The following is a 25,478-nucleotide window of genomic DNA, read 5'->3' as shown; positions in this document are numbered from 1 at the left end:
GAGTGTTAGGGGGTCGAAGGCCACGGATCGACCGGGCCGCAGGCGCGCACCACCTCCTCGACCACGTCGGCCTCGCCGGGGAGCAGATAGAAGTGGTCGCCGGGGAAGGTCCGCAGGGTGAACGCGCCGGAGGTGTGACGCGACCACGCGGCGGCCTCGTCCCCGTCGACCTCCGGGTCGGCGTCCCCGACGAAGACGTGGACGGGAGTCTCCACCGGCGGCGCGGGCCGCGTCTCGTACGTCTCGATCAGGTGGTAGTCGGCGCGCAGCGCGGGGAGCACGAGCTCGCGCAGGTCGGGGTCGGTGAGGACCTCCTCGTCGGTGCCGCCGAGCTTGCGCAGGTCGGCCAGGAGCGCCTCGTCACCGCCGAGGTGCACCTGCGTGCGCCGGGCGCGGTCGGGCGCCGGGCGCCCGGAGACGCACAGCCCGGCGAGCGGCCCGCTTCCGCCCTCCTCGAGCCGCATCGCCACCTCGTGGGCGACGGCCGCGCCCATGCTGTGGCCGAACAGCGCGAGCGGGCGGTCGCACAGGGGGCGAAGCGCCGCGGCGACGGGACCGGCGAGCGCGTCCATGTCGGGGGCGAAGTCGTCCTGGATGCGGTCCTGACGGCCGGGATACTGGACGGAGTAGAGCTCCACACCGTACGGCAGCCGCGCGGCCCACGTCCTGAAGAAGCCGGCCGCGCCCCCCGCGTGCGGGAAGCAGACCAGCCTCAGGCCGGGCACGGACACGTCCCGGTAGCGGCGCAGCCATCGCGCCAGCAGGTCGTCACCGGTGATCGTCATAGGGGCACCTCCTGGTGTTCTGCGCTCATCGCGGACATCAGATCACCGGCCGACAGCGGGCTGGGAGGCGGCCCGGCGAGCCGTTCCGGATAGCCGAGGACCGCCGCCACATCCTGCCACGCCTTGCTCACGGAGAGATGATATTGCCCCTCCTTCAAGGGGTCACGGTTATTCCGGACGGCCTCCCACGCGGCGTCGATCGCCCGCCCGGCCCCGGCCGGCCACATCTCGCCGAGGATCTCCCGGTAGCTGGGGGCGCGCGCCGGGCCGATGGGCACGCAGCTGGGGAAGTCGAGGTGCTCGTCCTCGGCGCCGTCGAGCGCGGTGAGCTCCCTGGCGCGGGCCGGCAGGTGCGGCCGGGGCGACCACAGCACGGGGCCGTGGGTGTTGACCAGCGTGAGCGTGCCGCCCTCGGTGCCGAGGGTGATCCGGTGCAGGAGGTGGGCGTGGTTGTCGGGGTCGGCGGGGTGCAGCTGGTTCTGCACCCGCAGGGTGAGCGGGACGCCCGCCAGCACGCCCTCGACGGTACGGAAGGGCGGCGCGCTCTCCGACAGCCGCCGCACCGCCTCGGGCAGGCCGCCCGGCTCGGCGAAGCCCCACGGCCGCAGCCCGCCGAGGGCCTGACCCAGGATGTCGAACATGGTGTAGGAGACCTGGACGCCGCAGGCGGCGTCGACGAACAGCGCGGGCCCGCGGGCGAGCAGCGTCCTGGCTGCGGCCACGAACCGCCGTACCGGATCGAGGTGGACGTAGTGCGTGTTGACCCGGAAGACGACCCGGTTGCGGCGGGCGGCGCGCAGCGAGGCGGCGAGCTCGTCGTGCAGCAGCGGCGCCTCCTGCAGCACGTGGACGCCGCGTTCCATCAGCCTGGCCGCCACCTGGCTGCCGGGGCCGCCGTTGACGTCGGCGAGGAGCACCACGCAGGCCAGGTCGACGTCGTCGGGTGTCTCGTCCACGTCGGTGAACAGCGGCACCCCCGCGCGCTCGGCGCACAGGCGCGAACGCTCGCCTCCCCTGGCCAGCACTCCGGCGAGCTCGAACGGCGTGCCCGGCCGTTCCAGCGCCGCCAGGTGCACCCGCCCGAAACCGGTGCCGCAGACGATGACGCGTGGCCGGTCGCTCACAGGACCCCCTCCTCCACCGGCGCGGCGTGCGCCGCCCCTTCGACGATCTCCAGGCGGGTGACCCGCGGGTCGTCGAGAAGCGCGGCGAAGACCCGGCCCGGGTCGAGCACGTCCGCCGCCTCACCCGGCCCCGGCGGGACCCGCCCGGCCTCCACCGCCTCCACCGCCGCGGCGGCGACCGCCGCGGTCAGCTCGTAGCCGTCGGCCGCGCGCGCGAGGAGCGTGCGGGTCACGGCCGCGCCACCGGACTCCCCGGACATCTCGAAGACCAGCTGGAAGTACGGGGAGCGCCCGAACGCCTCCAGCCGGGAGACCCGCACCAGTTCCGCGGCGGCCTCCTCTGCGTCCATGTCCTGGAGCCTGCCGAGCGCGGCGGCCGTGAGGTCGCCGTCGAACACGCTCGCCCACTCGACCTCGGCGAGGCCGAGTTCCCTGGCGAGCCGCTCGGTCTCGGCGGCGAGGTAGGGGTAGGTGTCGACCCTGCCGGGGAAGTGCGGCACCCGCACGCCCATGCCGGGGCGCAGCGCGCGCGGGATCACCTGGTGGCCGCGCCAGGCGGCCAGCGGCGTGGCGTACCCGCCCGACAGCGAGGCCACGTAGTCGAGCGCGGCCGCCGGCGTGAACAGGTCCAGGCCGCCGGTGTACGCCCGCAGCCGCTCGGGCCGGTCGAATCCGGCGGCGAGGTGGCGGGGCAGCAGCGCCGACAGTCCGGGCATCATGCCCGCCGACAGGAGCGCGACCGATCCCGGGCTGTCGCGGGCCGCGCGGGAGACACCGTCGAACGCGGCGGCGTCCCCGGCGACGTCGACGTAGTGGGCGCCCGCGGCCAGGGCCGCGCGGGCGGCCGTGTCGAGAATCACGCATGACGGCCCGGCGCAGTTGAGCACCAGGCGGCAGCCGTCGCAGAACGCGGCGAGCGAGGCGGCGTCGGCGATGTCCACGGCCACGGCCTCGTCGGCGGGGCCGCGGGCGGAGGCGAACCGCCCGGCCCCGTCGCCGGGGCCGAGGCCGGAGGCGGGGCCGGAGACGGAGGCGGGGCCGTCGCGCTCGGCCAGCTCCCTGACCCTGCCGAGATCCCTGCCGCCCAGCCGGAGCGGGCCGATGCCCGCCTCGCGGAGCCTGCGCACGGCGGAGCGGCCGACCGCCCCGTAGCAGCCGAGGATCCCGACGGCTCTCATCGCTCCCCCTGTATCCGGTCCAGCACGTCCGCCACCTGGTCGACGTTGGGCGGCTGCAGACAGGAGAAGTGGTCGCCGGGGATGTCGACCACGTCCAGGTCCCCCAGGCACAGGTCGCGCCAGAAGCCGGTCATGTCGTCGCGCAGCCACGGCAGGAACCTGGTGTCGCCGAGCTGCCGCAGGAAGGTGATGTCCCCCGCGTACGGCTGGGGAGTGTGTTTGCCGACGGCGTCCAGGCTGTGCTTGACCACCCGGAACAGGGAGTTCACGTGCCGCTCGACCTCCCGGTCGGAGTGGGCGGCGGTGGCGGCGCGGCCGATGGCGGCCAGCCTCTCCTCGGGGGCGACGGCGGCGAGTCGCCGGAAGTCGGCGGCGGCGGCCTCCACGGCCGGGTCGCCGGTGAGTTCCGCCACCCGGCCCCTGGGCACCCGCTCGGGGTTCTCGTCGAGCAGGAGCTCGAACACCCTGGACATGACGTCCTCGTCGCCGGGGTAGCCGGCGTCGGCGGGGTCGACGCCCATGACGCGGGCGAAGACGTACTCCGCGACCAGCTCGTCCTCGATGACGCGAGGCAGGGTGTAGCTGCTGATCACGGTGAGGGTCTCCACGTCGGCGCCCGCCTCGGTGAGGTGCCTGGCGACCTCGGTGGCCAGCAGCCCGCCCATGCAGTAGCCGACGACGTGGAAGCGGGTGGAGCCGCTGTCGAGCAGCGTCCTGGCGTAGCGGGCGGCGCGGCGCTCGATGAGCCCCTCCGGCTCCTCGGCGAGATAGGGCTCCACCTCCGTGACGGCCAGGCCCGCCAGCGGGCCTCCCTTGTCCGCCAGGCGCCGGGCGAGCGCGCGGTACGGGGCCAGCGTGCCGCCGCCCTCGTGGACCAGCACGCGCAGGGCCTCGCCGTTCTCGCCGCTCTCGCCGCCGTCGCCGAGGCGCACGAGCGGGGAGGCGGCCTGCCGGGTGCCCTGCTCCCCCTCGTCCTGCGAGCGGCGCAGGTGCTCGGCCAGCGCGGCCACGGTGGGCCGGTGCAGGATCTGCCGGACGAGGTCGTCCCAGAACACGTCGCGGGTGGCGGGGACCTCCTCGCGCAGGCGCGCGGCGAGCTTGGCGATGACGAGGGAGTCGCCGCCCAGCTCGAAGAAGTCGCCGTCCCTGGTGACCTCGGGCAGGCCGAGGACCTCGGCCCACACCGTGGCGAGCGCGCGTTCGAGGTCGTCGGCGGGAGGGCCTCCGGCCGCGGCCCGCCCGGCGACGGCGCGGGGCAGCCAGGAGCGCAGCGTGTCGTGGTCGATCTTCCCGTTGCCGGTGAGCGGGAGGGCGTCCACGATCTGGACGTGTCCGGGGATCATGTACTCGGGGAGCCGCTCGGCCAGGTGCCGGGTGAGGCCGGGCGCGTCCAGCCGCGCGCGGTCGTTCTTGAAACGGGCCGCGAAGACGCTCTGGCCGAGGGTGACGGTGGCGTCGCCGGGTCCCGGCAGGCAGAGGGTGGCGTCGGCGCCGGCCTCGGTGAGGAGTTCCAGCCACTGCTCGCGCTCCAGGAACGTCTGGTCGCGGCCCTTGCGGAGGTCCTCGTAGTCCCACTTGCGCGGGTCCTTCTCCGGCATCATGAACTCCATCGAGGTCATGATCTGGTAGCTGTCCTTGGTGGTGTCGATGAAGACCAGCCAGCCGCCGGGCGCCAGCATCTCCCTGAGCCTGGCCAGCACCCGGCCCGCGTGGCGGGCGTTGTGCAGCACGTTGGCGCAGAGGATGACGTCGAAGGAGCAGGCGGTGTAGCCCTGCTCGCGGTAGTCCTGGTTGATGTCGAACAGGCCGTAGCGCACCCAGGGACGGTCGCCGAAGCGCTCCCTGGCCTCGTTGAGGAAGAAGGGCGAGACGTCGCTGAACAGGTAGTCGACGTCGAAACCGGCGAGTGCGGGGATCATCTGCGCGCTGGTGCCGCCCACACCCGCCCCGACCTCCAGGACGTTCAGGCGTCCCTCGTGGCGCCCGGCGATGTCGGTGAGGATCGCGATGGCGGCGTGGTTGACGTAGCGGCTGATGATGTTCTCGCGGTAGGCGGCCTCGGATATCTCCAGGCGGCCCTCGGGGAACAGCAGCGGCAGCGGGTCCATCTCGTCGCGGACGAGCTCGGGCAGGTGCTCGGTGCTGGTCCTGAAGTAGTCGATGAGCTCGGCCTTGTAGCTGTCCTCGCGCTGCAGCTCGCCGACCTGCCGCCAGGCCTGTTCCAGGTCGTCGGCACCGACCGTGCGCAGCGCGCGGAAGCGGCCGGACTCGCGCTCCAGCAGCCCCTCGTCGACCAGGACCCGCAGCCACCTGCGGACCAGGCGGTGGTGGCGGGGCGCGGCCCCGGTGGCGGCCAGGATCTCCTCCAGGGTCGCCTCCTGCCCGGCCGTCTCGAACAGCCCCCGGCGGCGCAGCGCCCACATCATGCCGAGCACCGCGGCCCGGTCCAGGCGGCCGAAGAACTCCAGGAGCTCCGTGCGGTCGATGTGGCGGGTGTGCGCGTCGCCCGCCGCCGATCCCGCGGCGGCCATCTCCGGCACCGGGTCGCCGGCGTCCGGCGTCCGTTCGAGGCGGACCGGTTCCACGAACGCGGCCAGCCGCCGGTCCAGGCCGGCGCCCTCGACGAGCACGTCCGCCGCGGCGACCGCCGGATGGGCCTGGACGGCCGCCTCGACCTCGGCGAGCTCGATCCGGTGCCCGCGGATCTTGACCTGCCGGTCCTCGCGGCCGAGGAACTCGATGGTGCCGCCGGGGTGGTAGCGGCCCAGGTCGCCGGTGCGGTAGAGACGCTCACCGGTGACCGGGTGCGTGACGAACCTGTGGGCGGTCTTCTCCTCGTCGCCGAGGTAGCCCAGGGCCAGCCCCGCCCCGCCGATGTACAGCTCGCCGGGGACGTGGTCGGGGCACGGGCGCATGTCCTCGTCGAGGACGTGGAAGGTCTGGTTGGCCAGGGGCGTGCCGTACGGGATGCTCCGCCAGCCCTCGGGGACCTCGCCGATGGGGTGGTGGATCGACCAGATGGCGGCCTCGGTGGCCCCGCCGAGGCTGACCAGCTCCAGCCCCGGCAGGCGGCCCCGCACCCGGCCGGGGAGGTTGACCGGGATCCAGTCGCCGCTGAGCAGCGCCAGCCGCAGCGACGTCAGGCCGGGCTCCGGCTGGGAGCTGAGGTAGTGGTCGAGCATCTGGAGCTGCGCGGGGACGGAGTTCCAGAGCGTGACGCCGTGCTCGGCGATCAGCCGGGCCCAGTGCGCGGGGTCCCCGCGGCTGCCCGCGTCGGGAAGCACGAGGGTCCCGCCGAGGGCGAGCGGGCCGAAGATGTCGTAGACCGACAGGTCGAAACCCAGGCCGGCCAGGCCCAGGACCCGGTCCTCGGCCGTCACCGCGAAGCGCCGGTTGATGTCGGCGACGGTGTTGAGCGCGGCCCGGTGGGAGATCATCACACCCTTGGGGGCGCCGGTGGAGCCCGAGGTGTAGATCACGTACGCGAGGTCCCCCGGGTCCACGGCGGACGCGGCACCCGGGTCCACGGCGGACGCGGCACCCGGGTCCACGGCGGACGCGGCACCGTTCGGGCCGGACGCGCCGGGCAGGAGGTCGACGTCGATCGCGCCCTCCGGACGGTCGCCGATCCGCGACTGGGCGAGCACGTGGCGGACGCCCGCGTCGGTGAGGATCCTGTCCCGTCTGGCGGGTGGCTGCCCGGTGTCCACCGGCAGGTACGCGCCACCGGCCAGCAGCGTGCCGAGTACCGCGACGACCTGTTCCCACCCCTTCTCCATCATGACCGCGGCCAGGTCGCCCCGGCCGAAGCCGCGCGAGGCCAGAACCCGCGCCACGTCCTCCGCCCTGCCGAGCAACTCTCCGTAGGTGAGGGTCCGGCCGCCGGAGACGACGGCCGGCCGCTCGGGCGTGCGGCGCGCCTGGGCGACCACCGGCTCGTGCAGCAGCCCCGAGGGCATCGGCGCGGCGGTGTCGTTGACCTTCTCGCGCTCGCGCGCCTGCGCGGCGGGCAGCTCGACCGGGCAGGTGGCGTCCCAGGCCTCGTCCGTGTCGGCCAGCTCGCCGAGCAGGCCGGACAGGGCCTCGAAGGCGCCCTCCACGACCCCCTCGGGGAACACGCCGTCACGGACGTCCCACCTGACCTCCAGCGCGCCGCCCTCGACCACCGCCTGGCAGTCGATCCACACCTGCGGCGTCTGGCTCGCGCCGTACACGACCTCGGCGAGGCCGCTCATCCCCTCGTGCCCGGCGGCCTCGTCGCTGAGCCCGATCGTGCTGGTGAACACCACGGGCATCAGCGCGGCGCCCCGGCCCCGGCGGCGGGCGATCTCCCGCATGAGCTCCACCCCGGAGTAGAGGCGGTGGTCGAGGTCCTCCCAGAGCCGGTCCTGGATCGCGCGGGCCCGGTCGCGGAACGCGGTGCCCCGCCCGCCCTCGACGGCGAGCAGGCTGACGGTGGTGAAGTCACCGACCAGCTCTCCCACCTGCGGGTGCAGCGGCTGCCGGTTGAGCAGCGTCAAGTTCAGCGAGAAGCGGGGACGGCGGCTCCAGCGTCCGACGACCTCGGCGAAGGCGGCCAGCACCGCCGTGGAGGGGGTCACGCCGTGCGCGCCCGCCCGGGTGCGAAGGCGCGCCCACCGCTGCGGGTCGAAGGTGACCTGGTGGCGGGTGAAGCGACGGCCGGCCTCGGTGGCGGCGTTCTCCCGTACGGGCAGCTCGGGCGGGCCCGGCAGGTCGTCGGCGCGCCCCTCCCAGTAGTCGCGGTCGCGCTCGTAGGCGGCTCCGTCGCGCTGCCGCCGGGCGGCGAGCAGGTAGTCGCGGAAGCCGATCTCCAGGGCGGGCAGGTCGTGGCCCGGATCGAGGTAGAGCCGCTTGAGCTGGGTCAGCAGCAGCTGGATGCTGAGGTAGTCGGCGATCAGGAAGTCGATGGACACGTGCAGCACGGCCCGGTCGCCCGCCTGGGTGACGCGCAGCTCGAACAGCGGCCACGTGCCGGTGTCGTAGACCCGGTGGTCCATCTCGGCCCTGACGGCCTCCAGGTGGGCCTCCACCTCCCGGTCCGGGCGCCCGCGCAGGTCGGTCACGCGCACCCGGTAGCCGGGGACGTCGGCCTGGATCCGCTGGTAGCCGTCGACGTGGACGACCGCGCGGAGCATGTCGTGGTGGTCGATCAGCCGCTGCCAGGCGGCCTCGAGGCGGGGCGGGTCGAGCTCGGCGAAGGCCAGCTCGGCGTAGACCTGGCAGGCGGTGCCGCCGAAGTCGAAGGCCTCCCTGCGTCCCAGCATGTAGGCGGCCTGGACGTCGGTCAGCGGGAACGGCTCGTGCCGGTCCGCCGGTTCCGGGGTCAGTGCCGCGGCGGGCTCGCGCAGGCACTCCAGGAGGTCGTCCCGGTACGCGGAGAGCTGTGCCCTCCGCTCCTCGGTCATCACGCCCTGCGGCGCCCGGAAGCGCAGCCGCCCTGATTCCTCCCACAGGCGTACGCCCAGGTTCTCTAGTTCCGCGATGAGCTGACCGGCTGTCATACGACGCCCTCCTCGAAGACTCCTGTCTCCTGCTGTTCGATCAGGACCGCGTGCTCGGCGACGGTCGGACCGGCGAATATCCGCCTCAGAGCGAGCTCCACGCCGAAGGCGCGGCGGATCTCCTCGGCGAGGCGGGCGGCCAGGATGCTGTCGCCGCCCAGGGTCACGAAGTTCTGGTGGCGGCCGACCCGCTCCATGCCGAGCAGCTCGCACCAGATGCGGCCGAGCCTCTCCTCGACGGGGCCGGACGGCGGCTCGTCCTCGGCCGCCGCGGGGACGTCCCGCTCGGCGAGCCTGGCCAGCGCGGCGCGGTCGACCTTGCCGTTGGCGCTGAGCGGGAACCGCTCCAGCAAGGTGACGGTGGCCGGTACGGCGTAGGCGGGCACGCGCTCGGCCAGCCATTCGGTGAGCGCCCGGGGATCGGCGTCGGCGACGACGAGGGCGGCCAGGCGGCGGGCGGGCCGGCCGACGGTGGTGACCACGGCGTGGCGTACGGCCGGGTGGGCGTGCAGGGCGGTTTCGATCTCGCCGAGTTCGATGCGGTGCCCGCGGACCTTGACCTGATGATCCAGGCGGCCCAGGAACTCCAGGGTGCCGTCGGGCCAGTACCGGCCCATGTCACCGGTGCGATACCAGCGCACCCCACCCACCTCGACGAACTTCGCCGCCGTGGTCTCGGCATCGCCCCGATAGCCCTCGGCCACCCCCGCGCCACCGATCCACAACTCTCCCGGCACCCAGTCGGGGCAATCCCGCCCCCGCCCGTCCACCACCCGGAAACACTGGTTCGCCAACGGCGTCCCATAGGGCACCGACCGCCACGACACCGGCACCGACGCCGGCACCTCGAAGAAGTTCGACCAGATCGCCGCCTCCGTCGCACCCCCCAACGCCACCAACCGGCACCCCGGCGCCGCCTCCGCCAACCGGCCCGGCAGATCCAGCCCCACCCAGTCACCCGACAACAACGCCAGCCGCAACCCGCCCGGCAACCGCTCCGGCTCGGCCACCAGCAACATGTCCAGCAACGCCGGGACGGTGTTCCACACCGTCACCCCGTGCGCCTCCATGAGCTTCAGCCAGTGGTGGGCCTCGCGCCGGGAGTCCTCCTCGACGAGGACCAGCGCGCCGCCCACGCCGAGCAGGCCGAACAGGTCCCAGACCGACAGGTCGAAGTCCAGCGCCGACAACGCCAGCACCCGATCCGACTCCCCCACCCCGAACCGGCCGTTGACGTCCACCACCGTGTTCAACGCCGCCCGATGCGAGACCTCCACACCCTTCGGCTCCCCCGTCGACCCCGACGTGAAGATCACATACGCCGACGACCCCGCGTCCACCACCACCGGCGCCTCCAACGGCACCGCACCCACCGCCACCGCCACACCCACCCGCTCGACACCCACCCGCTCGACACCACCGTCCGAACCATCGTCGGAACCGAAGGACGAACCGGCGGACGGACCACCTTCCGAGCCGAAGGACGAACCGGCGTCCGAACCGGCGGACGAATCACCGTCGCCGGTCAGCACCAGCCGCACCCCGGCCCGGCGGTAGATCCGCTCCCGGCGCTTCGCGGGCTGCTCGACCCCCACCGGGACGTACGTCGCACCGGCCGCCAGCGTGCCCAGGACCGCGGCCAGCTGGTCGGGGCCCCGCGGCACCGTCACCGCGACCGCGTCGCCCGGCGTGACGCCGTGACCGCGCAACCACCCGGCCACCCCCAGCGCCCGCCCCGCCAGCTCACCGTAGGAAAGCTCACCGCCGTCCCACACCAACGCCGTACGACCCGGCTCCCGGGCCGCCCACCCGAAGAACCCCGAATGCAGCAGACCCTCCGGCACCGCACCCGCCGTCGCGTTCACCCCCGCCCGCACCAGCAACTGGTCGGCGGGCACCGGGCACGGCGCCGTGGAGTCCCAGCTTCCGGCCGACAGCCATTCGAGCATCCCGGCGAAGGCGCCGAACATGGCGTCGAGCACGCCGGGCGGGAAGAGCTCCTCGACCGCGTCCCAGTTGAAGAACAGGCCGCCGCCGATCTCCATCACCTGGTGGTCCAGCCACACCTGCGGCGTCTGGGACACGCCCCAGACGGGTTCGGCGAAGATCTGGGAGTCCGCGTCCCAGAGGTCGCCGTCGCCGGTCACGCCGAGGGTGCTGGTGAACACCACCGGCATGGAGACCTCGGCGGAGCCGGTGCGCCTGGCCAGCTCGCGCATCACCCAGATGGCGGAGACGTCGCTGTGTTCCAGGTCTCGTACCACCTGCCGTTGCAGGCGCCGGGCGCCGTCGAGCCAGGTCTCCCCGGCGGCGGGCTCGTAGGCGACGAGCAGCAGCGAGGTGAAGTCGCCCAGGACGCGGTTGATGTCGGGGTGGACCTCCCTGCGGTCGAAGAGGGTGAGGTTGATCGTGAGGTCCTGCCGGGCGCTCCAGGCACCGAGGACCTCGGCGAAGGCGGTGGCCAGCACCGTGGAGGGGGTGAGCCCGTGCTCCTTGGCCGTGGCCTTGACGGCCCGCCACTGCTCGGGGGACAGGCGGCCCTCCCTGCGCGTGAAGCGGGGACGGCCGATCTGGGCGGGGTCGGCGGCGAGCGGCAGCTGCGGTCCCGGGGGCAGCTCGGCGACCCGCTCCGACCAGTACCGCTGCGAGCGCTCCAGCGCGGCGGGTTCCGGGTGGACGCCGAGGACGTAGTCGCGGAAGGACAGCTCCACCGGGGGCAGCTCCGCGCCGGGGTCGGCGTAGAGGGTCTCCAGTTCCCGCAGGACGATCATCGAGCTGAGCGCGTCCAGGACGATGTTGTCGAAGCTGACGCCGACGCGCGTGCGTCCGGCGCCGTAGCGCACGGCGCGCACGTCGAACAGCGGCCAGCGGGTCGCGTCGATGAGCTGGTGCGACATGTCCTCGCGCAGCCGGGCCAGCGCGGCGTCCGCGTCGTCGGCGCCGGCGTCGACGACGGGGATCGTGAAGCGCGGCACCTCGGGCAGGATGCGCTGCCTGCCGTCGGGCAGGAACTCCGCGCGCAGCATCTCGTGCCGGTGGATGAGCGCGTTCCACGCCTCCTCCAGCCGGGGGATGTCGGTGCCGACCGTGTCGTACTCGGTGTAGAAGTGGCAGCCCACGCCGCCGAGCGCGAAGTCGTCGGTCCGCCCGACCCAGTAGGCGCGCTGCACGTCGGTCGGCGGGAAGGGGTCGTGGCGGTGTTCGAGGTCGGGGACCAGGGTGGGCAGGGGACGCTCGGGGTCGCCGGGTTCGAGGGTCGCCGCGAACTCGGCGAGGACCGGCGTCTCGAAGAGCGTGCCGAGCTCGGCCCCGGCGATCCCGGCGGCGCGCAGCCGGGTCACCAGGCGGGTCGCGAGGAGGCTGTCGCCGCCGAGCGTGAAGAAGCTCTGGTCGCGGCCGACGGCGGGCAGCCCGAGCAGCTCGGACCAGATCTCCGCCACGGCCGTCTCCATGCCCTCCTCGGGCGGGTCGAGCCGCTCGACGCGACCGGCGAGCCGGTCGGCGAGAAGGGTCCGCACCGCGCTCCTGTCGACCTTGCCGTTGGCGCTCAGCGGCAGGCTCTCCGCGACGGTGAGCTGCTCGGGAACCATGTAGGCGGGCAGGCGTCCGGCCAGCCAGTCGTGCAGAGCCGTCTCGCCGGTCCCGTCGCGGGTGACGGCCAGCGCGGCCAGGCGCCGGGTCGGCTCCCCGACCGTGACGGCGACGGCGCTCTCCACGGCGGGGTGGGTACGCAGGGCGGTTTCGATCTCGCCGAGTTCGATGCGGTGCCCGCGGACCTTGACCTGATGATCCAGGCGGCCCAGGAACTCCAACGTGCCGTCGGGCCAGTACCGGCCCATGTCACCGGTGCGATACCAGCGCACCCCACCCACCTCGACGAACTTCGCCGCCGTGGTCTCGGCATCGCCCCGATAGCCCTCGGCCACCCCCGCACCACCGATCCACAACTCCCCCGGCACCCAGTCGGGGCAATCCCGCCCCCGCCCGTCCACCACCCGGAAACACTGGTTCGCCAACGGCGTCCCATAGGGCACCGACCGCCACGACACCGGCACCGACGCCGGCACCTCGAAGAAGTTCGACCAGATCGCCGCCTCCGTCGCACCCCCCAACGCCACCAACCGGCACCCCGGCGCCGCCTCCGCCAACCGGCCCGGCAGATCCAGCCCCACCCAGTCACCCGACAACAACGCCAGCCGCAACCCGCCCGGCAACCGCTCCGGCTCGGCCACCAGCAACATGTCCAGCAACGCCGGGACGGTGTTCCACACCGTCACCCCGTGCGCCTCCATCAGGACGACCCAGCGATCCGGGTCGCGTCGCTCGCCCTCGGCGGGCAGGACGACGGAGCCTCCGGCTCCCAGCAGGCCGAACAGGTCCCAGACCGACAGGTCGAAGTCCAGCGCCGACAACGCCAGCACCCGATCCGACTCCCCCACCCCGAACCGGCCGTTGACGTCCACCACCGTGTTCAACGCCGCCCGATGCGAGACCTCCACACCCTTCGGCTCCCCCGTCGACCCCGACGTGAAGATCACATACGCCGACGACCCCGCGTCCACCACCACCGGCGCCTCCAACGGCACCGCGCCCACCGCCACCGCCACACCCACCCGCTCGACACCCACCCGCTCGACACCACCGTCCGAACCATCGTCGGAACCGAAGGACGAACCGGCGGACGGACCACCTTCCGAGCCGAAGGACGAACCGGCGTCCGAACCGGCGGACGAATCACCGTCGCCGGTCAGCACCAGCCGCACCCCGGCCCGGCGGTAGATCCGCTCCTTGCGGGTCTCCGGCTGGTCCACCCCCACCGGGACGTACACGCCCCCGGCGGCCAGCACGCCGAGCACGGCCACGGCCTGCTCCGGGCCCTTGGGCAGGGAGACGGCGACCGCGTCGCCCGGCGTGACGCCGTGACCGCGCAACCACCCGGCCACCCCCAGCGCCCGCCCCGCCAGCTCACCGTAGGAAAGCTCACCGCCGTCCCACACCAACGCCGTACGACCCGGCTCCCGGGCCGCCCACCCGAAGAACCCCGAATGCAGCAGACCCTCCGGCACCACATCCGCCGTCGCGTTCACCTCCGCCCGTACCAGCAGCTGGCCGGAGGGGGTGAGCGCGGGGAGCGGGCGGTCCCAGTCGCCCTCGGCGAGCCAGTCGAGCAGGCCGGCGAAGGCGCCGGACATCGCGTCCAGCATCCCGGCGGGGAAGAGTTCGTCGACCGCGTCCCAGTTGAACAGCAGCCCTCCGTCCACCTCGACCACCTGGTGGTCCAGCCACACCTGCGGCGTCTGGGAGAGCATCCAGCCGAGCTTGCCGAGGCTCCGCTGGACGTCCTGGCCCACGAGGTCGCCCATCCCGGCGGCGCTGGTGAGCACCACCGGGGCCGTGACCTGCCCGCCGCGGCGGCCCCGGTTGAGGTCGCGGAGGACCTCGACGCCCGAGTAGGCCGAGTGGGCGACGTCGGCGATGAAGCGGCTCTGCAGGCCCGCGACCCGGTCCTGGAAGGTCTCCTCCCGCGTCAGGTCGACATCGAGGAGGATCAGGTTCGTGAAGTCGGCGACCATCAGGGGCACGTCGGGGTGGAGCGTCTGCCGGTCGAACAGCGGGAGGTTGAGCAGGAAGCGCGGCTGGGCGCTCCAGGCGCCGATGACCTCGGCGAAGGCCGCCGCCAGCACCATGGGCAGGGTCACCCCGCGCGTGCGGGCGTGGTCGGCGAGCAGGTGGCGCCCCTCGGGCGGCAGCCAGTGGCCGCGGCGGACGACGCGAGGCCGCTCGACGCGCTCGGGCTCGACCGCGAGCGGAAGCTGGGGTCCCTCGGGCAGGTCGGCGAGCCGCTCCCGCCAGTAGGCCCGGTCCTTCTCTCGCGCCTCGCGGCCGCGCAGCTCGTGCTCGGCGAGGTAGGTGGGGAAGCCGTACCGCAGGGGCGGCAGCGACTCGCCCCGCCCGGAGTAGAGCGCGGCCAGGTCCTCCAGGATGATCTGGATGCTGCGCACGTCGGCCACGAGCAGGTCGAAGTTGACGTGCAGCCGGTGGGTACCGCCGGGCAACAGCGAGAGCCGGATGTCGAACACCTCCCCGCGCTCGACCTCCAGGCGCCGGTGCGAGAAGGTCTCGCGCAGCTCGTCGAGACGTTCGCCGTCGTCCAGGCGCAGGTCGTGCACCACGAGGCCCGGCCAGGGGCTGCGGTCCAGGATCTGCTGGGTGCCGTCGTCGAGGAACCTGGCGCGCAGCAGCGCGTGCCGCTCGAACAGGGCGCGCACGGCGCCCTCGAGGGCCTCCGCGTCGACGCCCGCGCCGTCGAACTCGGCGTAGAAGTGGCAGCCGACGCCGCCGAGCACCTGCCGGTCCTGCCGGCCGATCCAGTAGGCGTGCTGGACGGGGGTGAGCGCGAAGGGCGCGCTCTCGTCCACCTCCGGCGCCCGGGGCCCGGCCACCGTCGCTCCGGCCGTGTCCTGGCCGGCGGACAGCAGCTCCCACCAGTCGTCGAGCCTGGGGGACTCGAACAGGTCGGCGAACTTGACCTCCACGCCGCCGCGCCGCCACTCGTTGGCCAGCTGCATGACCCGCATGGAGTCGAGGCCGTGGCGGATCAGGTCGTCCTCGCCGTTCAGCCGGGACGCGTCCAGGCCGAGCACGGTCGCGGTGGCCTGCCGGACCGCCTCGTACGTCAGCTGCTCGGCGGGCCGCGCCGGCCGCGCGGCTCCGCCGGCCGCGTCCGCGGTGCCCGTCGCGTCCGCCGAGGACGCCGAGGATTCCGAGGAGGCCGGGTCCGGCGACGGGGAGGCCGGACCCGGAGACAGGGAGTGGCTGTGGCGCACGTCGAGCTCGCCGCGGCGGTACCCGGTGAGGACCGCGAGCCGGTCGTCACCGAGCCGCCGGAGCTCGCCGGGGGCCAGGAGCGTGACGACGTCGGCCACCAGCCCGTGCTCCCGGATCACGGCGGCACGCATCCGCCGGACGAGTTCGGCCAGCCCGGTCTCCGAGAGCTCCCCGGAGGTCTCGGCCAGCAGCAGCAGGCCGCCGTCGAAGGGCGCCTGGAACGCGCGGCACTCCTGCCCCGTGGCCTCGGCCACGGTGCTCTCCAGCGGCTCTGGGCGGCGGATGCGACCGCGAATCGACATGTCCCACATAGCGATTCACGTTGTCACGGGCCGCGAAATGCGGCAATTCACATAATCGTCTTCCACCGGCGAAATGCTCGACGATGTAGCCGGACAGCGATTAAGTATGCCTTACCTAACTGCCCATCAGGGCGGCCGTGCTCCTGCGAAGACACCGTGAAGGCGTTTACCAATTGCCCGTCCGGACGTTCGGGAAAATATTCAGGCACCTATTTCGAGGTGCCCGATCGGCTACTTGCCGCCCTCTGTGCCCCGACCTAGCGTCGGCAGGGTCCATGGGAGAGGAGACCGCAAGTGGCCAGCACACTGGAGGTTTCGCCGGACCGTGTGATAGCGGGGCCGGAGGAGGCCCGCGCGCTCGGGGACGAGTACGTCACGGCGGTAGGCAAAATCCTCAACAGTCACGTCCGCAACGAGGCCGTCGGGGCGGCCGTCTTCGACGAACCCTCCATCGCGCTCGCGCCCACTCCACGCGATAAGTGGCTGGCCTGCAGAATGGCGATGGAGGAATACGGACACCATTTAAAGTTCAACAAACTCGCCGCCGAACTCGGCCTTGAGGACGCGAACGCCAGGGGACCTCTCTCGATATTCGAGTACGAGGTGCGGAACTGGACCGAGTACGTGATGACCAAGGCGATCGTCGACCTCGCCGAGGTCGTGCTGATGGAGGACCTCTGCGACTGCTCCTACCTGCCCCTGCGTAAGCTCTGCCGGTCGCTGATGCCCGAGGAGCGCTTCCACGTGGGGTTCGGTGCGACGAGCGCGCGCCGGCTGGTGGCCGACCCCGCCCAGCGCGACGAGGTGCGGCGGGCCGGGCACGAGCTGCTCGCGATGACGATGCCGTTCTTCGGCCGCAGCGACTCCAAGAACAACGAGGTGTTCCGCCGCCTGGGCATCAAACGGATGACCAACGACGAGTGCCGCGCGGAGTTCATCCGGCGCACGCGGGAGCTCTTCGAGTCCGACCTCGGCCTCGACTACCCGGAAGTGGATGCGCGATGGTACGGCACTTCGAGCTGACCGAACCGCCCGAGGGGCTGGCCGCCGAGCTGGGGCCCGGCGGCGACAGGGTGGAGCGTCTCCTGCGCGGCATCTGCGCCGCCGACCGGCCGGAGCGCGCCCCGGACTCCCCTCTCACCGCCCCGGGTTCCCCTCTCACCGCCCCGGACTCCCCTCTCACCGTCGTGCGCGATCCGGCCGTCGCCGCCGCGGCGATGGACCGGGTCGACCCCGCTTGGCTGGAGGCGCTCGACCGGCGGCGCGGCGAGGCCCGCGAGCGGCTCGTGGCGGCCGGGCGCGAGAAGCAGCTGGACACGGCCGAGCATGTGGCCATGCTCGTCGCGACCCCCCGCCTCGACCCCGCCGACCAGACCGACCCCGACGCGCGCGCCGTGTCAGGCGCCCTGCTGTGGCTGATCGGCACGGTCGTCGCGGACGCGCTCGCGGACCCCGGCGGCGCCCTCGCCGCGAACGGCGACGGCCCGGGCCGCGACCACGACCACGACCACGACCACGACGATCCGCTGTCCGGGCTCGCCGAGCTGCTGGCCTCCGGCTGGTGGCCCATCGGCCCCGTGAACGGCGACTTCCTGATCTCCCCCTACGCGGCCGACGGAGGTGAACCGCATGCCCGATGACTCTTTCGGCACGCGCCAAGGAACCACTACGGCGCCTTCCGCGCCGGTGGCGCCCGGCGTCCCGGCTCAGAGAGCACGGATTCCCAAGACCGGCGGCGCCGGAGCGCTCCCGATCACCGGTGTGGGCCAGGCCCCCGCCCCCTCGCCAGGCACGGAGGGCCCGGGGACGGGGAACGTCGCCGGCGAGCTCGCCCGCCTCGCCTCGGACCGCGGCTGGAACGCGTCGCCCGCCTTCTACGAGGGCGACCGCGTCTGGACCCACGGGGAGGTGCACGACCTGGCCGCGAGGGTCACGATGGTCCTGGTCGACCTGGGCGTGCGGCCGGGCGAGCGCATCCTGATCGCGCTCGAGGACTGCGTCGCGTGGGTCGCGGCCTTCCTCGGCGCCGCCCGGCTCGGCGTCACGGCGGTGCCCGTCAACCCCGAGCTGACGGAGGCCGACCACGCCCTCGTCCTCGCCGACTGCGACGCCAGGCTCGTGGTCGCCACCAGGGAGATCGCACCCCGTTTCGACGGTGTGCCGCACCTCACGGGCGAGCAGTTGCTCTGCCTGGCCGGCCGCGTCCCGCCGGGACCCGTCGCCCAGGTCGGCCCCTCGGCCCCCCTCTACGCGCAGTACACCTCGGGCACGACCGGGCGGCCCAAGGGCGCGCTGCACCGCCACGGCGACCTCGCGCTCTACCATCGCGCGGCCGGCGAGGGCGTGGTCGGCATCCGCGAGGACGACGTGACCCTGTCGGTCTCGAAGCTGTTCTTCGCCTACGGCCTGGGCAACACGCTGGTGTTCCCGCTGTTCTCCGGCTCGTCCGCCGTCCTGCTCGCGGGCCGGCCGACCCCGGCGCTGATCGCCGAGGCGGTCGTCCGCCACGGCGTCACCGCGCTGTACGCGGTGCCCTCCGCCTACGCCAACCTCGTCGCCGAGTGCGAGCCGGCCGCCTTCTCCTCCGTACGGGTCGCCGTGTCGGCGGGCGAGACGCTCAACGAGACCCTGGGCGCCCGCACCCGGGAACTGCTCGGGGCCCCCGTCCTCGACCAGCTGGGCTCGACCGAGGCCGGCCACGCCTTCTGCTCCAGCACCCTGGCCCGTGACGAGCCGGGCACGATCGGCCGCGCCCTGCCCGGATACGAGCTGCAGGTGCGCGACGAGCATGGGGAACCGGCCACCGAGGGAGAGCTCTGGGTACGAGGCGAGTCACTGCTCCTGGAGTACCTCAACCAGCCCGACCAGACGGCGCACGCCCTGGTGGACGGGTGGCTGCGCACCGGCGACCGCGTCGAGCGCCTGCCCGGCGGCGCCTACGTCCACCGCGGCCGCTGTGACGACATGGAGATGGTCGGCGGCATCACGATGTCGCCGATCGAGGTCGAGAAGGTCCTGTCGGAGCACCCGGCCGTGGCCGAGGTGGCCGTCGCCGTCATCGCCGACGAGCGCGGAGCGCGCAAGCTGCGGGCCTTCGTGGTGCCCGCCGCCCCCGGCCAGGATCCGGCGCGGGTCGAGGAGGAGCTGATCGAGCTGGCCCGCGGGAGGCTGGCACCCTTCAAGGTCCCGCGGAGCGTGAAACTGTGCCAGGCCCTGCCGCGGACGCATACCGGCAAGCTGCGCCGCTTCGCCGTCCGCGACGGAGACTGGTGATCACTGGTGCGTACGCTGCTCGTCGACAACTACGACTCCTACACCTACAACCTGTTCCAGCTGGTCGCGGAGACCTACGGCGTGGAACCGGTCGTGATGAGCAATGACGACGAGGCCTGGCACGACCTGCCCCTGCACCGGTTCGACGCGCTGATCATCTCCCCCGGCCCCGGCCGGCCCCAGGTGGAGCGGGACGTCGGCGTCTCCCTCGACCTCATCCGCGCCTCCGGCCTGCCCGTGCTTGGCGTGTGCCTGGGACACCAGGCACTGGGCTGGCTGTCCGGCGCCGACGTGGTGCCGGCGCCCGCGCCGATCCACGGGCAGGTCGAGCAGATCCGGCACTGCGGGCGGGACCTGTTCCGGGGCCTGCCACAGGGTTTCCAGGCGGTCCGCTACCACTCGCTCTGCGTGGCCACCCCGCCACCCGACGAGCTGGAGATCACGGCGTGGACGGGCGACTCGGTCGTGATGGGCCTGCGGCACCGCACGATGCCGTGGTGGGGCGTGCAGTTCCATCCCGAGTCGATCTCCACCGAGCACGGCCCCGCGCTGCTGCGCAACTTCCGTGACCTCGCCCTGGCTGCGGGGCCGGTGCCCGGTGCGGTGCCGCCCGTCGCGCACGCCCCCTCGTGGTCGCTGGAGACGGAGCGGATCGACGGCGCCGCCGACGCCGAGGCGGTGTTCACCGGCCTCTTCCGTTCCCAGCGGTACGCCTACTGGCTGGACAGCAGCCGCGCCGAGCCGGGCGGGGCGCGTTTCTCCTTCCTCGGCGACGCGGGCGGCCCGCACGGCGAGGTGCTCTCCTGCCGTCCCGGCGCGGGCAGCGTGCGGATCCAGGACGCCTCGGGCGCCGGCATGGCGATCCATGTCCCGATCTTCGACCTGCTCGACGAGCGGGTGAGCGCCCGCGCGATGGAACCGGATCCCGCACTCCCTTTCGACCTGGACGGTGGCTACGTCGGCTACTTCGGCTACGAGCTCAAGCGCGACTGCGGGGCACGGGCCGAACACCTGTCGCCGATGCCCGACGCGGTCTGGATGTCGGCGACGCGGTTCGTCGCGATCGACCACGAGACGGACCAGACGTGGGCGGTGGCGCTCACCGACGGCGGCTCCGGCAGCCGCAAGCAGGCCAGGCGCTGGGTCGAGGAGACGGCCGCGGCGTGCCGGGGGATGGTCTCCGGGCGTGACCTCCCGGTGGAGGAGGTGGAGGGGGAGGAGTTCGATCCCGAGCCCTGGCTGGTACGGCCCCGCGAGCGCTACCTGGCCGACATCGAGGAGTGCCTGCGCCTGCTGCGCGCCGGGGAGAGCTACGAGATCTGCCTCACCAACACCGTCGAGGTCCCCTTCCACGGGTCGGCCGAGGACCTCTACCTGCGCCAGCGGCGGCTGAACCCGGCGCCGTACGCGGCCTATCTGCGGCTGGAGGAGGATCACGTCCTGTGCTCCTCCCCCGAGCGCTTCCTCAAGGTCGGCAGGGACGGGACCGCGGAGTCCAAACCGATCAAGGGCACCGCGCCGCGCGACCCCGAGCCGCGCCACGACGACGAGCTGAGGAGGGAGCTCGCGTCGTCCGGCAAGACCCGCGCGGAGAACCTCATGATCGTCGATCTGCTCCGCAACGACCTCGGCCGGATCTGCGACGTCGGCACGATCGACGTGCCGCGTTTCATGGCCGTGGAGTCCTACGCCACCGTCCACCAGCTCGTCTCCACCGTCCGCGGGCACCTGCAGGACGGCGTGAGCGCCGTGCGGGCCGCGCGCAGCTGCTTTCCCGGCGGGTCGATGACCGGCGCGCCCAAGCTGCGCACGATGGAGATCATCGACAGGCTCGAAGGCCGGGCGCGCGGCGTCTACTCCGGCACGATCGGATTCTTCGGGCTCAGCGGCACCGCGGACCTCAACATCGTGATCCGGACCGCGGTCGTCAGGCCGGGCGGGCTGACGGTCGGCGCGGGCGGGGCGATCGTACTCGGCTCCGACCCGGTCGAGGAGTACGAGGAGATGCTGCTCAAGGCCCGCGCCCCGCTGCGGGGCCTCGGCGGGATGTCCGGCGCGCCCGCCCCCCGGCCTCTCACCTGAGAAGGCACCGAATCACCTGAGAAGGCATCGAACCCGGCCACCGGGCCGAGCCGGCGGCCCGGCCCGGCCCGGTGGCCGTCTCAAAGCGATCAACGGCGTGTCGTGGCCCGGTAAGCGAAGAGCCCCTGATGCCGGAAAAACTTCCTTGCGGCGGCGAGGTCGAGGACATCGCCCGGGCGTTCGTGTTCCTGATGACCGAGCCGTTCGCCACGGGAACCGTCCTCACCGTGGACGGCGGGAACGTACTCGTCTGATCCGGTCGATCCGAAACCGCTCTCGGGCGACCCGTTCCCCCTCGTCGGTTCGGAGCCCTGGGCGGGAAGGGACCGCCTGCTCCCTTCGGCGTCGTGGCCACCTTGGCAGCCGCAGGGGCTTTCGCCCCTAACGGCCGGGTTCGGGGAGCAGCCCGCGGTTGAGCGCCACCGCGGTGGCGAGCGTCCGGTTGGAGCAGTTGAGTTTGGCGAGGATGTTGGCGACGTGCCGTTTGGCCCCGTGCTCGGAGATGCCGAGGCGGCGGGCGATCTGCTTGTTGCTGAGCCCCGCCGCCATCAGGGCGAGGGCCTGCTGTTCGCGCGAGCTCAGCGGCGAGTCGATGGGGTCGCTCTCCGGGCAGGGATCGTCATCGGGGACGGGCGTCTCCTCGAGGTCCTCCTCGTCGCGGATGCGGTCCAGGAGCCGCCGGGCCAGCGGGCCGGGCATCGGCATGAGGCCGCTGCCGAGGTCGGCCAGAGCGCTCCTGAGCGAGGTCTGGGTCAGGTCCGTCTCCAGCAGCAGGCCGTCGACCGGCAGGGCCGCGGCCTCCGCGAGCGAGGCGTCGCACACGCCGCGCAGGACCAGCAGGACGTGCGCGTCGTGCTCGGCCGCGACCGTGGCCAGCTTCTCGGCCGCGTGCGCCTTGCCGGACGAGGCGAGCAGCAGGACGTCCGGTCTCTGTGACTGCAGCAGTTCGAGAGCATGGTCGAGGTCGCCCGCCTCGTACGTTTTCTCCACCGTGTTGACGGTCGCCAGCATGGTGCACAGCCCGCAGCGGAGCACCTCACTGCCCATGGCGACCAGAACGGCCCGGCCTAAAGGTTCGAGTCGTTGTGTGCTCATTTTCATCCCGCCGTCGCGTTGGACAACCGCAGTTCCCCTACCTGGAGAGGGCTCCAATACCCTGAAAAACGCGGTATCCACCTATATTTTAGGAAGTTTATATTTCAAGAAAGTTCGCTGTAAACGATCACAGCTGTCCTGGCCGGAGGAATCTCCGGCCGGCCGCCGAGCGGATCCCCTCCAGGTCGCAGCCGGCCAGGGGACTCGCGATCGCCGGTGGACGGCGTGCTCGCACTTCGGTGCCGCTCCCATTGGCCGTCTCCGTACCGGCTTCTTACCGGCCCCGTGACGACCCGTTCCGCCGGACCGTTTGTCGCTTTCCTGTCGCCCCGCAAATTGCTCAGGCCGCCCGGATCGCGCGGATCCCCTATTACCTGCCTACCTTGCTTTTCCCGTATCTTCAACGTCGGAAATGTCCGTTTATACGCGTCTTCGCAGATCACGGGGCCATTTCGGCGCGCCACGTTTTGCAAGTTAGGGTACCCTTGCCTAATCAGATTTCCTGGTCTACCGTCGGAACCGGACTCCGGAACCCACAGCCCAGATGATCACCGTGACGCGAAGGCGGCGAACCACGTGAGAATCCTGACCCGGAGCGACCTGGCCCGGGTCGAGCTCGTCCCCTCCGAGGTGATCTCGGTCGTGGAGGAGTCGTACCGGGCCCTGGCCTCCGGGCTGTCGGTCAATCCGAGCAGGCAGACGGTCAAGCCACCCGACGGGCACTCGGTGGGCCACGCCCTGGTGGGACGCGACGGCACCCGCGAGGTCGTCGCCTTCGAGACCTCCTACCGGTTCTATCCGCGGCGCGAGCGCCAGTACACGACCTTGTCGCTGTACGACGACGAGAGCGGGCTCCCCGTCGCGCTGATGGACTGCGCCAGGATCGCGACCATGCGGGCCCCGGCGGCGTCCGCGCTCATCGCCCGCGAGTGCGCCGCCCCCGGCAGCCGCAACGCCCTGGTGATCGGTACGGGCGTCCAGGGGCGGCAGGCCCTGCCCTATCTGATGGCCACCATGCCCGGCCTGGAACGGCTCATGGTCTACGGCACCCACCCCGACGGGCTGCGCGCGGTGCGGGGGGCCGTGCCCGGCGAGGAGGTGGAGATCGTCGAGGATCTGCGGGCCGCGGCCGGCGAGGCCGACGTGGTGCTCGCCGCCGCCGGGCCCAAGACCCCCGCGGCGATCGAGGCCGGCTGGCTGCGGCCGGGGGCGCTGTGCGTGCTGGTCGGCTACGGGCTGGCCTCCTCGACCCTGCACCGGGCCGACCGGGTGCTCGCCACCAGCGCCGCCCGGATGGCGGTCACCGGCACCGACCTCGCCGACGCGCGCGGCAGGCTTCGCCCGGTGGACGTCGAGCTGCCCGAGGTGCTCGCCGGATCGGCCTGGGCACGGCTCGACGCCGACGAGCGGATCTTCGCGTACAACAGCGGGCTCGCCGCCACCGACATCGCGCTCGGCCACCACCTCGCCCAGAAGGCGACGGCGCGCGAGCTGGGGCAGGTGATCGACCTGTGGCGTTGAGGACGCCGCCGGCCTCCCGCGCGCCCGAGATGCCGACCGGCCGCGCGCCCGCGTCACCCGGCCCCGGGCGGGGGTCGCCCCGGCTCCCTCCCGCGCCCGCCCCATCCCCTCCGGCCCGTCCCGCGCCGGGGTCACACCCTCTCGCGCTCCCTTCCGGTGACGACGCGTTCCCTTCCGGTGACGACCTCGCCGGTGACGACCTCGCTGGTGACCCGGCGGTCGACGACGTTCAGGGGACCGAGGCCCGACAGGACCGTGAGGATCTCGTCCACCAGCCCGGGGGGAGCCGACCTCGCGCCGGTGAGGGCGACGGTGCCGGCCTCCCGCAGCAGGCTCGGGCAGAGGTCGGCGACGCCGGTGACGACCCGCGAAAGGACGCCGGAGTCGCCGGCGAGCCCGATGACGTGACGGGCGTCGGGACAGCCGGGTCCCGCGGCGACCAGCAGGAGATCCCCGGCGGCGGCGACGGAGGCGACGGAGGTCGCCCGGTCGGAGGCGTGGTAGCAGAAGTCGTCGGGGTCGGGGCCGCGCAGGCCGGGGAAGCGGGCGCGCAGGGCCGCGACGACGGGGAGGGCGTGCTCGACGGGGATGCCGGGCTGGATGAGGTAGGAGACCGCCATGGGGTCGGCGGGCCGCAGCCGCGCCACGTCGGCCGCCGTCTCCACCAGAACGGTCGTCTCCGGGGCCTGTCCGAGGATGCCGGGGACGACGGCGTCCCCCGGCCTGCCGATCACGACGGTGAGGTCCCCGCGCTCGGTGAACCGCGCCACCTCGGCGTGGGCGGCGGACACCAGGGGGCAGGTGGCGTCGACGACGGCCAGGCCCCTGGCCGCGGCCTCGGCCCGCAAGACCGGCGGCACACCGTGGGCGGGGAAGACGACGGCGGCGTGCTCGGGGAGCGTGTCGAGTCCGGTGACCGTACCGATGCCCGCGCGGGCCAGTTCCTCCGCGTGATGGGGGACGTCGGTGACGGGGCCGTAGGCGAAAACGGGCCCGCCGCCGGCCCCGCCCCGGGTGACGCCCAAAGCGGTCTCCAGGGCGCCGAGGGCACCGGGGCAGACCGGCCGGGTACCGGCCAGCAGCATGCGGCGGCTGCGCATGACGTCACTCCATCGCCACACCTCCTGACCGGCCGCCTCCACCGCGGCGCGGTCGTCGGGGTGGGCGGCGGCCGCGAGCCCGGTGGCGCGGCCGTGACGGTCGAGCCAGGAGACGGCGAACAGGTGGCCGTCGTCGGGAAGGGCGCCGTCGGCCCGCCCGGTCACCGGCGCGTACCGCCGGTCGTCCCGCCGGGTGTCCGAACGGGGCTCGGGGCGAATGTCCGGAGGGACGTCCTGCCGGACGGCCGGACGGGTCTCCGGGCGGGCGGTCAGCGGCGCGTAGCGCACGCGCAGCCCCCTGCGGGTGAGCGCCGCCCCCAGGACCGGCGCGGCGGGACACCCGACGGATCCCCTGTCGGGGTGGTCGAAGGCGGAAGCGACGACCACTTCCCCACCGGCGACGCCCTGGCAGGCGAAACGCTCCCGGATCTTACTCCTGTTCATATCCTCGTCCCCGATCGTCAAGGAAACCGAGCCCACGGCGGCGGATTCGGAGCGGGTTTCCGAGACCCGCCAGATCTCGTTTCCCTGCCCGCAAATGGATACACGGCCCGGTGTGCGAAAATATCAGGGAATTGCCACTCACACCTCTTTTATGACAATACTTTATAGGTGATTGGGGCCGCCGATCCGGCGGATATCCCTCCGTCACCGCGCACCGGGCCCGG

General features: G+C 73.0%; 13 protein-coding genes. 6 read left to right on the top strand and 7 right to left on the bottom strand.

The window, feature by feature from the left end:
- Nucleotides 1–5: 5 nt before the first annotated feature.
- The 5 genes from AB0F88_RS29145 to AB0F88_RS29125 are packed head-to-tail and all read right to left on the bottom strand — an operon-like array spanning nucleotide 6 to nucleotide 15,739.
- Nucleotides 6–785: an alpha/beta fold hydrolase gene (locus tag AB0F88_RS29145; protein WP_362690903.1), complete on the bottom strand. Its 780-nt coding sequence runs from the start codon at nucleotides 783–785 to the stop codon at nucleotides 6–8.
- Nucleotides 782–1,909 (bottom strand): Gfo/Idh/MocA family oxidoreductase, encoded by a 1,128-nt coding sequence (locus AB0F88_RS29140; RefSeq protein WP_362690900.1) that lies wholly within the window; start codon nucleotides 1,907–1,909, stop codon nucleotides 782–784. Before AB0F88_RS29140 ends, AB0F88_RS29145 begins: the two co-directional genes overlap by 4 nt.
- Entirely contained in the window at nucleotides 1,906–3,087 is a 1,182-nt protein-coding gene (locus AB0F88_RS29135) for a saccharopine dehydrogenase NADP-binding domain-containing protein (protein WP_362690897.1), read from the bottom strand. The genes AB0F88_RS29140 and AB0F88_RS29135 overlap by 4 nt, the downstream gene beginning before the upstream one ends.
- Nucleotides 3,084–8,609 carry an amino acid adenylation domain-containing protein gene (locus AB0F88_RS29130; RefSeq protein ID WP_362690894.1) on the bottom strand — a complete coding sequence of 1,842 codons (5,526 nt, stop codon included), beginning with the start codon at nucleotides 8,607–8,609 and terminating at the stop codon, nucleotides 3,084–3,086. Before AB0F88_RS29130 ends, AB0F88_RS29135 begins: the two co-directional genes overlap by 4 nt.
- On the bottom strand, nucleotides 8,606–15,739 hold the full coding sequence (locus AB0F88_RS29125; RefSeq protein ID WP_362690891.1) for an amino acid adenylation domain-containing protein: 7,134 nt from the start codon (nucleotides 15,737–15,739) through the stop codon (nucleotides 8,606–8,608). Before AB0F88_RS29125 ends, AB0F88_RS29130 begins: the two co-directional genes overlap by 4 nt.
- A gap of 294 nt (nucleotides 15,740–16,033) precedes the next feature.
- Between AB0F88_RS29125 and AB0F88_RS29120 the strand changes: the two genes are divergently transcribed.
- The 5 genes from AB0F88_RS29120 to AB0F88_RS29100 all read left to right on the top strand — a co-directional run bounded on the left by AB0F88_RS29120 (nucleotide 16,034) and on the right by AB0F88_RS29100 (nucleotide 21,348).
- Nucleotides 16,034–16,762, top strand: a complete 729-nt coding sequence (locus AB0F88_RS29120; RefSeq protein WP_362690888.1) for a Phenylacetic acid catabolic protein — start codon at nucleotides 16,034–16,036, stop codon at nucleotides 16,760–16,762.
- Nucleotides 16,741–17,379, top strand: coding sequence for a hypothetical protein (locus AB0F88_RS29115; protein WP_362690885.1), 639 nt, complete (start codon nucleotides 16,741–16,743; stop codon nucleotides 17,377–17,379). Before AB0F88_RS29120 ends, AB0F88_RS29115 begins: the two co-directional genes overlap by 22 nt.
- Nucleotides 17,369–19,012, top strand: coding sequence for an AMP-binding protein (locus AB0F88_RS29110; RefSeq protein ID WP_362690882.1), 1,644 nt, complete (start codon nucleotides 17,369–17,371; stop codon nucleotides 19,010–19,012). Before AB0F88_RS29115 ends, AB0F88_RS29110 begins: the two co-directional genes overlap by 11 nt.
- Nucleotides 19,013–19,018: 6 nt before the next feature.
- Nucleotides 19,019–21,094, top strand: a complete 2,076-nt coding sequence (gene pabB, locus AB0F88_RS29105; RefSeq protein WP_362690879.1) for an aminodeoxychorismate synthase component I — start codon at nucleotides 19,019–19,021, stop codon at nucleotides 21,092–21,094.
- Nucleotides 21,095–21,222: 128 nt separating this feature from the next.
- Nucleotides 21,223–21,348 (top strand): hypothetical protein, encoded by a 126-nt coding sequence (locus AB0F88_RS29100; protein WP_362690876.1) that lies wholly within the window; start codon nucleotides 21,223–21,225, stop codon nucleotides 21,346–21,348.
- Nucleotides 21,349–21,475: 127 nt separating this feature from the next.
- Here AB0F88_RS29100 and AB0F88_RS29095 read toward each other — a convergent pair whose 3' ends face one another.
- Nucleotides 21,476–22,189: a response regulator transcription factor gene (locus AB0F88_RS29095; RefSeq protein WP_362690873.1), complete on the bottom strand. Its 714-nt coding sequence runs from the start codon at nucleotides 22,187–22,189 to the stop codon at nucleotides 21,476–21,478.
- A 576-nt stretch (nucleotides 22,190–22,765) separates the two neighbouring features.
- On the opposite strand from AB0F88_RS29095, the gene AB0F88_RS29090 reads away from it, so the two are divergent.
- Complete coding sequence (locus AB0F88_RS29090) at nucleotides 22,766–23,710, top strand: ornithine cyclodeaminase family protein (protein ID WP_362690870.1); 945 nt, start codon at nucleotides 22,766–22,768, stop codon at nucleotides 23,708–23,710.
- Nucleotides 23,711–23,841: 131 nt separating this feature from the next.
- Here the strand turns inward: AB0F88_RS29090 and AB0F88_RS29085 are convergent, their stop codons facing one another.
- Nucleotides 23,842–25,254 carry a hypothetical protein gene (locus tag AB0F88_RS29085; protein ID WP_362690867.1) on the bottom strand — a complete coding sequence of 471 codons (1,413 nt, stop codon included), beginning with the start codon at nucleotides 25,252–25,254 and terminating at the stop codon, nucleotides 23,842–23,844.
- Between the last annotated feature and the right edge of the window lie 224 nt (nucleotides 25,255–25,478).

This window comes from Streptosporangium sp. NPDC023963 (assembly GCF_040639135.1).
In the GTDB taxonomy this organism is placed as follows: domain Bacteria; phylum Actinomycetota; class Actinomycetes; order Streptosporangiales; family Streptosporangiaceae; genus Streptosporangium.
This window is presented reverse-complemented; position numbering and strand designations above follow the sequence as displayed.

Coding starts and splice junctions, on each gene's coding strand:
- AB0F88_RS29130 (WP_362690894.1), bottom strand. CDS start 8,609: ATGACAGCCGGTCAGCTCATCGCGGAACTAGAGAACCTGGGCGTACGC.
- AB0F88_RS29085 (WP_362690867.1), bottom strand. CDS start 25,254: ATGAACAGGAGTAAGATCCGGGAGCGTTTCGCCTGCCAGGGCGTCGCC.
- AB0F88_RS29115 (WP_362690885.1), top strand. CDS start 16,741: ATGGTACGGCACTTCGAGCTGACCGAACCGCCCGAGGGGCTGGCCGCC.
- AB0F88_RS29110 (WP_362690882.1), top strand. CDS start 17,369: ATGCCCGATGACTCTTTCGGCACGCGCCAAGGAACCACTACGGCGCCT.
- AB0F88_RS29100 (WP_362690876.1), top strand. CDS start 21,223: ATGCCGGAAAAACTTCCTTGCGGCGGCGAGGTCGAGGACATCGCCCGG.
- AB0F88_RS29125 (WP_362690891.1), bottom strand. CDS start 15,739: ATGTCGATTCGCGGTCGCATCCGCCGCCCAGAGCCGCTGGAGAGCACC.
- AB0F88_RS29135 (WP_362690897.1), bottom strand. CDS start 3,087: ATGAGAGCCGTCGGGATCCTCGGCTGCTACGGGGCGGTCGGCCGCTCC.
- AB0F88_RS29145 (WP_362690903.1), bottom strand. CDS start 785: ATGACGATCACCGGTGACGACCTGCTGGCGCGATGGCTGCGCCGCTAC.
- AB0F88_RS29095 (WP_362690873.1), bottom strand. CDS start 22,189: ATGAGCACACAACGACTCGAACCTTTAGGCCGGGCCGTTCTGGTCGCC.